Below are 13,683 nucleotides of genomic sequence, written 5' to 3'. Positions count from 1 at the left end.
AGCCAACCGCGAAAGGAACCGTCATGGCACCTGAGGACCCGTCCCCGCCAGCCGTCCCGTCCGCCTCGGACGCGCCCGGACGTTCCGACGACCCGCACCGGCTGTCCCGACGTACGCTGCTCGCCGCCACCGGTGCCGGCGCCGGCCTCGTCCCCCTGCTCGCGGTCGGCGCGCCCGCCGCCGCCGCACCGGGCAGCGCCGGGCAACCGGGTGGGCCTCGCACCTCGGCACCCTCGATCCGGGGCGCGGACATCTCCTTCACCCGGCAGACCGAGGCCGCCGGAATCCGCTACCAGCGCGACGGCGAGCGCGGCCCCCTCGAACGACTGCTCCGCGCGGCCGGGGCCAACTGGGTACGGCTGCGCGTCTGGGTCGATCCGCCGGCCGGCTACAGCGACCTGGCCGGGGCGCTGCGCCTCGCCGACCGGGCCCACCAGGCCGGGCTCAAGGTCCTGCTCGACCTGCACTACTCGGATTTCTGGGCCGACCCCGGCCACCAGGACATCCCGGCCGCATGGCTGGGTCAGGACCTCACGACCCTGGCCCGCACGGTGCGGACGTACACCGCCGACACGATCACCGCGTTCGCCCGCCAGGGCAGCCCGGTCGACATGGTGCAGATCGGCAACGAGGTGACGGCCGGCATGCTCTGGCCGGTCGGCCAGATCTACACCGACGCCGGGGAACGGTGGCCGGAGTTCGCCACCCTGGTCAAGGCCGGCCTCGCCGGTGCCCGCGCCGCCAACCCGCGCGGCCACCGGTTACGCACCATGCTCCACATCGACCGGGGCGGCGACAACGGCGGCTCCCGTTGGTTCTTCGACCGGGTTCTCGCCCAGGGTGTCGAGTTCGACGTGATCGGGCAGTCGTACTACCCGTTCTGGCACGGATCGCTGGCGGATCTCACCGCCAACCTGCACGACCTCGCGGAGCGGTACGGCAAGCCGCTGGTGGTCACGGAGACCTCCTACCCGTGGACCATGGCGAACGGCGACAGCTTGGCCAACCTGCTCACCGACCCGACCGCCCTACCCGACGGCGCGACGTACCCAGCGACCCCGGCCGGGCAGGCGGCGTACTTCGCGGCCCTCCGGCGGGTGCTGGCGGGCGTACCACACGGGCTCGGCACCGGGTTCTTCGCCTGGGAGCCGGGTTGGCTACCCGGCGTGGGTTGGGAACCGGGGGCCGGCAACCCGAACGACAACCTCACCCTCTTCGACTGGTCCGGGCGTGCCCTGCCCGCCTTCGACGTCGCGTACTCCGCCGCGCCGACCCGGGCGGCCTGACCCCTTCGGTGTGGCGCCGGGTCGCGGTGGACGACACCACCGCGACCCGGCGTCTCGTCACAGTGTCCGGAGTTCGAGATCGAGCCGGACCGACGCCGCCGACAACAGGTAGGCCGGGAGGACACCGGGCCCGCAGGAGGCCGAACCGATGCCGTGGTGCCCGGCGTCGAGTGTCAACCAGGTCTGCCCGTCCGGCGTCAGGTCGGTCGGGTGTGCCGCCCGTTCCAACGCCTCGGTGGTCCACGGGCGAACGGTCAGGCCAAACGACGAGTTCCCCTGTACCCGCAGGCCGCGGCCGTCACCGTCGACCACGGTCGCCCAGCGTACGTCGGCACGCCGTCCGTTCTCCTGGGGGAAGAGGTACGGGGTCTGGAGGTCGTCGACGGTGCGGTAGAACCGGCCGACCCGGTTCGCCAGCCCGGTGTCCGGGTACGTTTCGCCCGGCCCGCGCCCGTACCACTCCACCGCGTCGAGGTCGCCGGGGAGCGCCAGCACCACCCCGAGCATCGGCACCGGTCCGGGCCACACACCGTCCGGGTCGATGTCGACGACCAGTCGGACCCGATCCCGGTCAAGACCGGTCCAGGTGTAGGTCGCCCAGAACCCCAGGTCGGTCGCGGCGGCCCCGACCCGGGTGCGGACCACGAACCGGTCGACCTCCACCCGTACCTCGTCGACGCGGTGGCGCATCCGGTCCAGCCCCAGCGCCCGCCAGCCCGGTTCCATCGCCTCCCCGTGCGGGGCCCGGTCGTTGTCGGTGGGCGCCCGCCACACCTGCAACGCCGGTCCGCTGACCGCCAGTTCACCGAGCCGGACCAGCCGCCCGGTCCGCTCGTCGAAGAGCGCCGGACCGACCTCTACCTGTCCTGCCTTGCGGCGGGGCGGCAGCGGTGCCCCCGCCGCCGGCTGGGCGGTCCAGGTCGTCACCGGTGCCGGGGTCGGCTCGACCGGCAACTGGCTCCAGGCGACCTCGTGTCCGGCCTTGGCCCAGGGCGTCTCCGTCGCCAGGACCGCCCGGACGGTCAGGTACGCGTCCGCGCTGGTCACCGGCAACTCGGGCAACCGCACGGTCAACTCCCCGCCCGGTGCCACCTGCCCGACGTCGAGACTGCCCCGGGCCACCTCCTCGCCCTCGGAGTCGAGGGACCAGTGGAAGTCCAGGTGTGACAGGTCGACGAAGTCGTGGCGGTTGGCGATCCGCAGTGCCCCGCCGTCGCGGCTGATCCGTACCGGCTCCACGACCTTCTTGAGGTCGAGCAGACCCGGCGAGGGCGTACGGTCAGGAAAGAGCAGGCCGTCGGCGACGAAGTTGCCGTCGTGCAGCACCTCGCCGTAGTCCCCGCCGTAGGCGAAGAACTCGCGCCCCTGCTCCGTACGGGCCCGCAGGCCGTGGTCGATCCACTCCCAGACGAAGCCGCCCTGGCACCGTGGGTAGGTCTCGTACAGTTCCTGGTACTCGGCGAGCCCGCCGGGGCCGTTCCCCATCGCGTGCGCGTACTCGACGTGGATGAACGGCATCGACCGGCGCCGGGCGTCCAGCGCGGGATCGTCCAGCGGCGGTTCGGCCCCCCGACCGATCGCCTCGACCTCGTTGACGGTCAGGTACATCCGGCTGTAGACGTCGACGTCGCGGCAGGACCAGTCGCGCTCGTAGAGCAGCGGCCGGCTCGGGTCGTGCTGCCGGGTCCACCGCGCCATCGCGGCCAGGTTCCGTCCGCTGTCGCTCTCGTTGCCCAGGGACCAGAGCACGATGCTCGGGTGGTTCTTGTCCCGCTCGACCATCCGCCGCATCCGGTCGACCAGCATCTCCTCGAAACGCTGGTCGTCGGCCGGGTTGCCCCGCCAGTCGACCTCCCAGTAGCCGTGGGTCTCCAGGTCGCACTCGTCGACCACCCAGAGGCCGTACTCGTCGCAGAGTTCCAGGAACCGGGGGTGCGGCGGGTAGTGGCTGGTCCGTACGGCGTTGATGTTGTGCTGCTTCATCAACAGCACGTCGGCGAGCATGTCCTCCTCGGTGAGCGCCCGACCCCGGTCCGGGTGGAACTCGTGCCGGTTCACGCCCCGGAACAGCACCCGCCGACCGTTCACGGTGAGTACGCCGTCGACGATGGCGACGCTGCGGAAGCCGACCCGCAGTGTCACGGTCTCGGCGTCGGTGCTCACCGTCAGGTCGTAGAGGCGCGGCTGCTCCGCCGACCACGGTTCGACGCGCGGCAGCCGTACGGTGTCGCCGGAGCGGGCCTCGACGCCGAGTTCCGGCAGGCTGATCCTGGCCGGTACGTCGGCGGTGACGTGCAGCGTGCCGGAGCCGGTGCGGTGGTCGTAGTCGGCCCGCACGGTCACGTCGTCGATGGCGCCGACCTCGGGGCGGGACAGCACCTCGACGCTGCGGAAGATGCCGGAGAGCCACCACATGTCCTGGTCTTCCAGGTAGCTGCCGCTGCTCCACTGGACCACCCGTACGGCGAGCACGTTCTCCGTGTCGGGGCGGATCGCGTCGGTGACGTCGAACTCGGTGGGGAGCCGGCTGCCGGTGGTGTGGCCGATCTCGATTCCGTTGAGCCAGATCCGGGCGCTGGAGTCGACACCGCCGAAGCGCAGCACGGTACGTCCGGCCGGCCAGTCGTCGGGCAGTCGGAACGTACGCCGGTAGTCGCCGGTGGGATTCTCGTCCGGAACCCTCGGCGCGTCGAGCGGGAAGGGGTAGCTGATGTTGGTGTAGGCGGGTGCGCCGTATCCGTGTAGCTGCCAGTGCGAGGGGACCGGCAGCTCGGCCCAGCCGGTGTCGTCGAAGGCCGGGGCGGTGAACTCCAGCGGCCCGTCCGCCCGCTGCGCGTAGTGGAACCGCCAGGGCCCGTCCAGCGAGAGCCGGCTGGCGTCGCTGGCGTACCAGGCACGGGCGGGGCGGGCGGACGGCGGAGGGGTGAAGGATTCGTACCAGGCGCGCACCATCATGGGTGCACCTTACTGTGAGCGCTCACAGTAGCCAACCCTCCCCGCGCCCGCGCCCGACGGCGCATCCTGGCTCACCGATCCCCCTCCCACCTACCCACAGCCCCTGACCTGGGGATACGGTCTGGTCATGCACATCCCCGCCATCTTGCGCGGCGGCCCCGGGGACAGTCAGTCCGTGGTGTCCGCCGGACGCCAGGTGGTCTGGCGATCATGCCTCTACGAGATGACGTCCGATCGGGTCATGCGCGGCGGCGTCGAACGACGGGTGTACGAGCACCGCCCGGACTGCTGCGAACCGTTCGGACGGGGCGCAGAGGACAGATGCGAATAACGGACCGTTCCGTCACCTGCGACCGGGCTCCGAAAGCCGCTCTTGACGGCTCCCGGAGCCCGGTCGCCCCAACCTCAGTAGCGGTAGTGGTCGGGCTTGTAGGGGCCCTCGATGTCGAGTCCGAGATACTCGGCCTGCTTCTTGGTCAGGGTCGTGAGGCGTACGCCGAGCGCGTCCAGGTGCAGCCGGGCGACCTTCTCGTCCAGGTGCTTCGGCAACGTGTAGACCTCGTTGCGGTACTCGTCGGGCTTGGTGAACAACTCGATCTGGGCCATCGCCTGGTTGGTGAAGGAGTTAGACATGACAAAGCTCGGGTGGCCGGTGGCGTTACCGAGGTTCATCAGCCGCCCTTCGGAGAGCACGATGACCGAGTGCCCGTCGGGGAAGCGCCACTCGTGCACCTGCGGCTTGATCTCGACCCGCTCGATCCCCGGGAACCGGGCCAGTCCGGCCATGTCGATCTCGGTGTCGAAGTGGCCGACGTTGCCGACGATCGCGTTGTGCTTCATCCTCGCCATCTGCTCGGCCATGATGATGTCCGGGCCGCCGGTCGTGGTGATGAAGATGTCACCGGTCGAGACGACGTCTTCCAGCTCGACCACCTGGAGGCCCTCCATCGCCGCCTGTAGTGCGCAGATCGGGTCGATCTCGGTGACCACCACCCGGGCGCCCTGGCCGCGCAGTGAGTCCACGGCCCCCTTGCCCACGTCGCCGTATCCGCAGACGACGGCGAGCTTGCCGCCGAGCATCACGTCGGTGGCGCGGTTCAGGCCGTCGGCGAGCGAGTGCCGAATCCCGTACTTGTTGTCGAACTTGCTCTTGGTCACCGAATCGTTGACGTTGATCGCAGGGAAGAGCAGCTTGCCCTCACGGGCGAACCGGTAGAGGCGGTTCACGCCGGCGGTGGTCTCCTCGGTCACGCCCCGCAACTGCTTGGCGACCCGGGTGAAGCGCTGACCGTCGGCGGCGAGGCTCTCGGCGAGCGTACGCAGGATGATCTGGTACTCCTCGTGGTCGTCCTCGTCGGGCTGCGGTACGGCACCAACCTTCTCGTACTCCACGCCCTTGTGTACGAGCAGCGTGGCGTCGCCACCGTCGTCGACAATCATGTTCGGGCCCTGGCCGTCGCCGAACTCGAACAGGCGCATGGTGCACCACCAGTACTCCTCCAGCGTCTCGCCCTTCCAGGCGAAGACCGGCGTACCGCTGGGCCGTTCGACCGTGCCGTTCGGGCCGACGACGACCGCGGCGGCGGCCTCGTCCTGGGTGGAGAAGATGTTGCACGAGACCCAGCGGACCTGGGCGCCGAGCGCGACCAGGGTCTCGATCAGCACCGCGGTCTGGACCGTCATGTGCAGGGATCCCGCGACCCGTGCGCCACGCAGGGGCTGGGCGTCGGCGAACTCGCGCCGGATCGCCATCAGGCCCGGCATCTCGTGTTCGGCCAGGCGCATCTGGTGTCGTCCCGCCGCGGCGAGCGACAGGTCCGCGACCGCGAAGTCGACACCGTTGATCTCTTGCAGTCGTGCGTTCATGGATTCCTCTTCCGTACTGCCCGGAGTGCATGGGTTCTCGGTCGGGTGAAATCCGACCGGTACGGCGCCGCGGTGGGTGTGGTCCACGGCGCGGCAAGAGGTGACCTGAAAAAGGGCACCTCCTGCTCGGAGGCGCCCTTGTCACTGGCCCCAGATCGAGCGTGGCGGATGGGATCCGTCGCAGCGCCTCTCGAACCGGGCCGCGCCCCGAGGGACGCACCGGCAGCATAGCGCGCGTGGCCCCGGCACGCACCCTGGCGGGTCGGCCCCACCACCGCCGCCGCCGTGGGACTCGGACAATCGTTTGGGGCACATTCACGGGCCAGGTCGGAAAGGCCGCTCGCACGGTTTACTGTCACCAGTTTCATTCGTTCGTTGCCCTTTGGCCGGCGCCGGTACATCAATTATTCGGCACTGGTACATCGGGGCGGAACGCCCGCGACAGGGCCGACTCGGCTACACCGCCCACGACAGGCGGTGGTGGTCATGGCAATGACCTCGACGGGAGACGGACTGGAGCCGAAAGCAGTTCGGCCCCGGGAGGGAATCGGCGCGGTCCTCGCCTACAAACAATGTTGCGGAACGCCTATACCCTGCAGCCCGCATTATTGTCTGACGCTCTCTTGACAAGGACAACGGGCCATGTTCCTGTTCATGATGATCGCGACCTGCTACGGCGTGTTCCAGCTCGCCGTACTGGGTTCGCTGACCCGATCGGTACGGATGGCCAACCTGTTACTGGCCGTCACGGTGGGGCTCTACGGTTGCGGCGCCGTCGCGGTCGTCCTGCAGATCCTGTACACCCGAGGCGTCGCGGCACTCACCGGCGTGTCGGTCGACGAAGCCGTCCGTACCGCCAGCTACACGGTCGATCCGATCATCGAAGAAGTCGTGAAGGTGCTGCCGCTGCTGGCACTCGTGCTCTTCCGACGGATCCGTACGCAGTGGAGTCTCACCGACTATCTGCTGCTCGGCGCCAGCACCGGGGCCGGCTTCGCGCTCGTCGAGGCGACCATGCGGTGGAGCCATCAGGCCAGCCGCGCCGTCGGCGATCTGAGCCACGGGTGGACGATCGGGGCCGGCATCTTCGGCGGCGGCCAGCACGTCCCCGGCCCGTTCGACATCGTTGCGGCGTGGCTACCAGCCCCGGTCGGGGCCGCCGACACCTTCCTGTCCGCCGGCTCGCCGACGACGAATCTGCACCTGGTCTGGAGCGCGCTCACCGGCTTCGGCCTCGGCCTGCTGGTGCGCGGCCGAGGGTGGCAACGCTGGCTCGGCCTGGCACCATGGCTGTACTCCACCTTCGCGCACATGGTGTACAACCACGACCTGGTCCGGCCTGGCGAGGGCGGCGGGATCTGGTTCTTCTCCGGAGCGGTACGAGCGGTTGACCACGTACTGTGGCTGCTCCCACTGGCGCTACTCGTGGTCGCCGGTGTACTGGACCGGCGGGAGATCCGGGACGGCAAGGTCACGTGGCCGGATGTGCTGCTGCCGGCCGAGCGCACCGGGCGGCAGGGCATCGCCGTCCTCGGACGGTTCGCGACCGTCGGCCTGCCGTGGACGCCGTTCATCGCGATGCGGTTCGCACTGGTGCGCCGGTCGCTGATGTACGCCCGAACCCGCGACGGCGCGGCCGTGGACCAACTGCACGAGCAGGTGCGCTCGGTGCGGGAGCAGATCGAACGGGCCAGCGATCCGACGGTCTGGCGGGCACTGTCCGCACGCCGGGCGCAGGCCGCGCCGGTACGGCCCCGGGACGGCTGGATGCGCCGGCACTGGCAACTGGTGGTGTCGCTCATCCTGCTGCTGCCATCCCTGCTGTTCCTCGTCGTGGGCGGATTCCCATCGACCTCGGGCATCCAGCGTCTGTTCGCCACACCGGCCGTGTTCTTCATCCTGACGGTGTTCGCGGTCGCCACTCTGGTGATGGTGGCGTGGAGTTTCATTCGTACGGTACGCGGGATTCCCCGCGCGTTTCGCGAGGCGTACTCCGATCCGGCGGTGAGCGTGACGTTCCGGTCCGGGATCGGGGTGGGCGCCCTGGGCGTTGGCGCACTGTCGCTCGCACAGGTGTTGGGCGGCGCCGGAGCCAACACGCCAACCGTTTCCAACGCGCACATCCTCGACGCGATCAGCCAGATGACGAACCTCCTGGGACTTGGTCTCCTGGCCCTGTCACTGCTGGCTCTGTTCGCCGCGTTCATGGGCGGTACCGGCGGGTTCGGTGGCGTCCTGGTGGCGGCCATGCTCCGGGTCAGCATGCAACTCCTGTTGCAGAGGATCGCCATCGCCGGCATCGGCATAATCGGGGCGCTCGGCCTGATTCTCGCGATGGCGTCCCTGGGCGGCGGCTCCGGCGGCGGCCGGGGCAGTGGCGATGGTGACGGCCCCGGCGAAAGCGAGGGCAAGAGCGGTGAATCCAGCAAACCGGAGCCGCCGAAATCCCAGGAGCCCGGAAAGCTCACGGACGACCTCGCGGCCGGCGAGAACATGAGTCCCGATCAGGCCAGCTACCAGGAGCAGGTCACCGGCCAGCCAGCCAACAAGACCTACCACGTCAACGGCCGATCCTTCGACGGCTACGAACCGGGTACGGGCGGTAAACCCGGCACGCTGGTGGAGGCCAAACACCTAGGGAACGAAGGACGCTTCGCAAGGGCCTACGAGAACATGAAGAACGGCAATTTCAGCGACGCTCGACACCTGTTCGACAGAGGCGAAAGCCTCCTCGATCAGGCCCGAGCCCAGGTACGCGCAGCAGAGGGAACAGGCGCGCGGATTGAGTGGCGGGTGTCAGGTGAGAGTGCCACCGAGGCGCTGGACATGCTGTTCTCCCACGAGCCGGAGCTCGCCGGAAAAATCGACGTGGTCCATGTACCGATGAACTGACGTTCGAGCGGTACGGCGGCATGGTCGATTCGGCCGGTGCCGTCGCGGTAGCAGCCGGATGCTGCGGTCAGGCTGCCTCAGCGACCCGCTCGACGTCCTGGGGCAGCCAGTCCGGCAACGCTTCCCGGCGGCGCAGCCACGTCCGTGGTATCCCGTTCGCCTCGCTGCCGGTGTAGGCGGCGACGATGCCACCGACGATCGCGGCGGTGGTGTCGACGTCCCCACCAGCCTCGACGCAGGCGGCGATCGCCGCCGGGTAGTCGTGCAGGTGGGTCGCGGCAACCCAGAGCGTGAACGGCACGGTGTCCTGAGCCAGCACCCGCGCGCCGTTGCCAAGGTCGTAGGCCGCCTCCGCCACGCTCCGCCCGAGCAGTGTCCGCGCCCGTTCGACACCGCGTCGAACTTCGCTCTCGACGAGGTAGTCGAGGACCGAGTCGAGCAGTTTCCGGGGCTCGGGACGGGCTCGTACCGTCCGGGCCCACCCCGCCTCGGCGGCGGCGACCGCGACCGCCACCGCGCCGAGCACGGCCTCGGCGTGTGCGTGGGTGACCTCCGCCGAATGCATCGCCTCCAGCGCGGCGGTGCGTGAATCGCCCGCGTGGAACGCGCCCAACGGCGCCACCCGCATCGCGGCGCCGTTGCCCATCGACCCCTGCCCGTGGAAGGCGGACCGGGCCACGTCGCGCCAGGCTGCGCCCTCGCGAATCTGGCGCAGGATCACCACGGCTCCCCCGCCGTAGCCTCGGTACGGCTCGAACCGCTCGGCGAACGCCGTCGCCAGCCGGTCCTGATCAATCCGGCCGTGCGCCCGAAGCTGCTCCGCGATCGAGCAGGCCATCTCGGTGTCGTCGGTCCACGGCCACGGTCCATCGGGTACGTGGCCGGCGGCGAAATCCCCGGCGGAGACACCGGGTACGAAGAACTGGGCGCCCAGAGCGTCGCCCACGGACAGCCCGTCCAGGCTGTCGAAGCAGAGTCGCAACGTTGTCATGTTGCGTCCGATCCTGCCACGGAACCCGGTGCCGCCCCATTCGGAGGGATCTGGTGCCGGCCTACCCGCGCCGGTTCGGACCGCCACGGAGCAGGGCGGTATGGTCGGCGTCGCGCCCCCCCGGGACGCGACCCGAAAGGCGAGCCCATGATCATCCCTGCGCGTTTCAACGGACCACCCGGCTCTGGCAATGGCGGCTATTCGGCCGGGGTCTTCGCCGAGGGTGCCGCGTGCGAGGTGACGCTGCGGGTCCCGCCGCCCCTGGAGACACCGCTGTCGCGGGTGGACGGGCTGGTCCAGGGACCCGACGGCGCCGTCGTGGCCGAGGTCGTGCCGGCCGCCGAGGTCGACACGGTGGTGCCGCCCGTCGGGTACGCCGAGGCCGTCGAAGCCTCCCGCGCGTACGCCGGCTTCACCAACCACCCGTTCCCCACCTGCTACGTCTGCGGACCGGAACGCGGCGACGGCCTGCGCATCTTCCCCGGACGGACGGGCGACGACCGGACTGCCGCACCCTGGACGGTCCCGGCGGAGGTGTCGCCCGCAACGGTGTGGGCGGCGCTGGACTGCCCCGGTGGCTGGGCGGTCATCGCGGCCGGACGCCCGATCGTGCTGGGCCGGATCGCCGTCGTGCTCGACCGGATGCCACTGCCGGACGATCGTTGTGTCGTGGTCGGCGCCCTGGCTCGCGCCGAAGGACGCAAGGCCCTGGTGCACACCACCCTGTACGCCCCGGACGGCGACGCGCTGGCCCGTGCCCGGGCCACGTGGATCGCGATCGGCTGACCGGCAGGAGTCCTCCGGCGACATGGACAACGCTCTGACGTTTGTCAATGTTGGCGCGACGGGCGGGCCGGGACCTGTCGCCCCCTCCGCCGGGTAGCTCACCACCCGCCGGTCGTCGTGGGCCGACCCGGGGCCGCGACGATCTGTGGTGACCAGCCCCGACGTGTCGACCACTGGGCGATGATTACTTCCAGTAATCATCGCCCAATCGACAGCGGACCCGGGGAGCAGGTGACGCGGTTGCCCAGGGTCGTCCACCTCCTGCGGCTGCGCGGGACCGGACCCGCCGCACAGGAGGGTGAGCGACACGCAACCTGGCTGGAGCTCTTCTTCGACCTGGTGTTCGTGCTCGCGCTCTCGTCCGTCACGACGGGACTGGGAGACAACGCGTCACCTACCAGCTCGAAGATCCTGGTCGCGGTCGCGCTGTACCTGCTCGTGCAGTGGGCCTGGGTCAGCCAGTCCTTCTACGACACCCGGTACGACCCGGACGACGGGCTCCACCGAGTCCTCGTGTTCGTGGCGACCGCCGGTGCCGGCGGCATCGCGATCGGCGTACGCCACCTGCCCGAGGACCTGTTGCTGCCGGCCGGCTACCTCCTGGTACGCGGCGCGCTGATCCTGATGTACCTGCGGGTCCTGCTCACCAGTCGGGCGGCGCGACCGGTGGCGATGGTCTACCTCAGCGGGTTCGGGGTCGGCTGGTTTCTCTGGCTCGCGTCACTCGCCGTCGACACGTCGACCCGCCCGGTCCTCTGGGTGATCGCGGTCGTGATCGAACTGAGCACCCCCGCATGGGGATACCGCTGGCTGCGGCACCACCCGGTCAACACCTCGCACCTGCCCGAGCGGCTCGGCCAGTTCACCATCATTCTGCTCGGCGCCACGCTGGCCGACCTGCTCAACGCCGTGCCGCTGGGCCGCCGCCCCGGGGAACTGGTCGGCGCGGTGGTGCTGGCGTTCGTGGTGCCGGTCTCGATCTGGTGGATCTACACCACCTTCCTGACCAGCCGGCTCGCCATACCCCGGTTACGCAACGGGTCGTGGTACGCGTTCCTGCACCTACCGTTCGGCACCTCGCTCCTCTTTCTCGGGTGGACGCTGGGCGCGGTCGTCCAGGAGATCGCCCACGGAGTGCCGCGGCTACCCGACACGCTCCGCGTGCTGCTCGGCGGCTCGATCGTGATCTGGATGCTGTCGGGGCTGCTGTTGCAGTGGGTCTCGCTCGGCTCGCTCCTGCTGAAACGGATCGTCATCGCGGGCGTGGGGATAACGGCGGTGATCGTGACGGCCGCCGTGGTCAGCAATCCGCTGCTCACGCTGGTCCTGACGGCCGCGTCCATGTCCGGCTACTCCGCCCTCGTCAGCTCCGAGATCTACCGAGTCCGCTCGGCCCAGTCGAGTCCCTGACAGAACCCGATCCCGCGACCCGCGACGACGTCCGGCCGAGTCCCGGCGGGGCAACGGGGCGACAGCCGGTGCGGCATACTTCCGGCCGTGCGGGGGAGGTCGAGGTACGCGACGGCATGGTCGGCGTGTCCTTGCGAGCCGCGCAGTACGACTGCCTCCTGGCCCGGGTCACCACAAAGGGACCCACGCTCTGGCGGCCGTCGCACACCCAACTGGCCCCGGGCGAGCTGCCCTGCTCGGCTGGGGTCACAGTGAGCAGCGAGTTCGGGAAATACCCGCACTGACCTGCCCGAAGTCATAGCGTGACCGGGATGCGGATACTCGTCACGGGCGCGGCCGGATTCGTCGGATCCCACGTCGCCGACCTCCTCGCCGACCAGGGGCACGAGGTGGTCGCGCTGGACGCGCTGCTGCCCCAGGCCCACGGCGAGTCGGCACCTCCCTGGTCACGCCGCCACGAATTGATCATCGGAGACGTACGGAACGCCGACCTGCTGGCTGGTGTACTGCCGACGGTCGACGCGGTATGTCACCAGGCGGCCATGGTCGGCCACGGACTGGACCCCTCCGACGCTCCGGCGTACGCCGGCCACAACGACCTCGGCACTGCCAGCCTGCTGGCGGCGATGCACCGGGCGGGCGTACGGCGTCTGGTGCTGGCCAGTTCGATGGTGGTCTACGGCGAGGGGCGGTACGCGTGCGCCCGGCACGGCGTCGTACGACCGACCGAACGGACGCCAGCCGATCTCGACGCCGGCCGGTTCGAGCCGACCTGCCCGGAGTGCTGTGATCCGCTCACTCCCGGGCTGGTGCCGGAGGACGCGCCGCTGGAGCCGCGCAGCACGTACGCCGCCACCAAGCTGGCTCAGGAGCACCTGGCCGGGGCGTGGGCACGACAGACGGGTTGCGGCGTCTGGGCCCTGCGCTACCACAACGTGTACGGGCCGAGAATGCCCCGGGACACCCCGTACGCCGGGGTGGCGTCGATCTTCCGGTCGGCGCTGGCCGCCGGGCGGGCGCCCACGGTGCTGGAGGACGGGCGGCAGCGACGCGACTTCGTCCACGTCTCCGACGTCGCACGGGCGAATCTGCTGGCCCTGACCACGGCACCGCCGAACGGACTGGTACCGCTGAACGTCTGTTCCGGTCAGCCGCGCACAGTCGGGGATCTGGCGCGCGAGTTGGCCGCGGCGATGGGTGGGCCGAAGCCCGAGGTCGTCGGCGGCGGCCGGCCCGCCGACGTGCGGCATGTGGTCGCGGATCCGGCCGCCGCCGCTCGGGTTCTCGGATTCCGCGCCCGGACCGGGTTCGCCGAGGGCGTCGCCGCCTTCGCCACCGACGAGCTGAGGGTTCCGGCGGCGGTCAGCGCTCCGGCCCCGAGGGGCTGACCGGCGAACCCGGGGTACGCGAAGAGCCGGGCCCCGTTTCCGGGGCCCGGCTCTTGTTCGCTGTGCTGGTGGTGTCGTTGTGCTGGTTGCTTACTTGGTCCAGACGTCC

At 70.2% G+C, this 13,683-nt stretch carries 10 protein-coding genes; 7 read left to right on the top strand and 3 right to left on the bottom strand.

Features of this window, described 5'->3' with window-relative positions:
* Nucleotides 1-23 precede the first annotated feature (23 nt).
* Nucleotides 24-1,286 carry an arabinogalactan endo-beta-1,4-galactanase gene (locus ACIBF5_RS16930; RefSeq protein WP_396812509.1) on the top strand — a complete coding sequence of 421 codons (1,263 nt, stop codon included), beginning with the start codon at nucleotides 24-26 and terminating at the stop codon, nucleotides 1,284-1,286.
* 57 nt (nucleotides 1,287-1,343) lie between these two features.
* Here ACIBF5_RS16930 and ACIBF5_RS16925 read toward each other — a convergent pair whose 3' ends face one another.
* A complete protein-coding gene (locus tag ACIBF5_RS16925; RefSeq protein WP_396812506.1) occupies nucleotides 1,344-4,241 on the bottom strand; it encodes a glycoside hydrolase family 2 TIM barrel-domain containing protein in 2,898 nt (965 codons plus the stop codon).
* Nucleotides 4,242-4,374: 133 nt separating this feature from the next.
* Here ACIBF5_RS16925 and ACIBF5_RS16920 point away from each other — a divergent pair, with 133 nt between their 5' ends.
* Nucleotides 4,375-4,572, top strand: a complete 198-nt coding sequence (locus ACIBF5_RS16920) for a hypothetical protein (RefSeq protein ID WP_396812855.1) — start codon at nucleotides 4,375-4,377, stop codon at nucleotides 4,570-4,572.
* Between the two features lie 74 nt (nucleotides 4,573-4,646).
* Here ACIBF5_RS16920 and ahcY read toward each other — a convergent pair whose 3' ends face one another.
* Nucleotides 4,647-6,107 carry an adenosylhomocysteinase gene (ahcY, locus tag ACIBF5_RS16915; protein WP_396812504.1) on the bottom strand — a complete coding sequence of 487 codons (1,461 nt, stop codon included), beginning with the start codon at nucleotides 6,105-6,107 and terminating at the stop codon, nucleotides 4,647-4,649.
* 642 nt (nucleotides 6,108-6,749) lie between these two features.
* On the opposite strand from ahcY, the gene ACIBF5_RS16910 reads away from it, so the two are divergent.
* Nucleotides 6,750-8,999 (top strand): hypothetical protein, encoded by a 2,250-nt coding sequence (locus ACIBF5_RS16910; RefSeq protein ID WP_396812502.1) that lies wholly within the window; start codon nucleotides 6,750-6,752, stop codon nucleotides 8,997-8,999.
* 67 nt (nucleotides 9,000-9,066) lie between these two features.
* Here the strand turns inward: ACIBF5_RS16910 and ACIBF5_RS16905 are convergent, their stop codons facing one another.
* The gene (locus tag ACIBF5_RS16905; RefSeq protein ID WP_396812499.1) at nucleotides 9,067-9,990 is read right to left on the bottom strand and encodes an ADP-ribosylglycohydrolase family protein; all 924 of its coding nucleotides are present in this window, start codon (nucleotides 9,988-9,990) and stop codon (nucleotides 9,067-9,069) included.
* 147 nt (nucleotides 9,991-10,137) lie between these two features.
* Between ACIBF5_RS16905 and ACIBF5_RS16900 the strand changes: the two genes are divergently transcribed.
* The 4 genes from ACIBF5_RS16900 to ACIBF5_RS16885 all read left to right on the top strand — a co-directional run bounded on the left by ACIBF5_RS16900 (nucleotide 10,138) and on the right by ACIBF5_RS16885 (nucleotide 13,574).
* Complete coding sequence (locus ACIBF5_RS16900) at nucleotides 10,138-10,776, top strand: hypothetical protein (RefSeq protein ID WP_396812497.1); 639 nt, start codon at nucleotides 10,138-10,140, stop codon at nucleotides 10,774-10,776.
* A 240-nt stretch (nucleotides 10,777-11,016) separates the two neighbouring features.
* Nucleotides 11,017-12,186, top strand: coding sequence for a low temperature requirement protein A (locus ACIBF5_RS16895; RefSeq protein ID WP_396812495.1), 1,170 nt, complete (start codon nucleotides 11,017-11,019; stop codon nucleotides 12,184-12,186).
* A gap of 68 nt (nucleotides 12,187-12,254) precedes the next feature.
* On the top strand, nucleotides 12,255-12,470 hold the full coding sequence (locus tag ACIBF5_RS16890) for a hypothetical protein (protein WP_396812494.1): 216 nt from the start codon (nucleotides 12,255-12,257) through the stop codon (nucleotides 12,468-12,470).
* Nucleotides 12,471-12,497: 27 nt separating this feature from the next.
* Entirely contained in the window at nucleotides 12,498-13,574 is a 1,077-nt protein-coding gene (locus ACIBF5_RS16885; protein ID WP_396812492.1) for an NAD-dependent epimerase/dehydratase family protein, read from the top strand.
* The last annotated feature ends 109 nt before the right edge of the window (nucleotides 13,575-13,683 follow it).

This window comes from Micromonospora sp. NPDC050417 (assembly GCF_044458865.1).
Classification (GTDB): Bacteria; Actinomycetota; Actinomycetes; order Mycobacteriales; family Micromonosporaceae; genus Micromonospora_G.
Note: the sequence above shows the minus strand (reverse complement) of the source record. Positions and strands in the feature narration are given on the sequence as shown.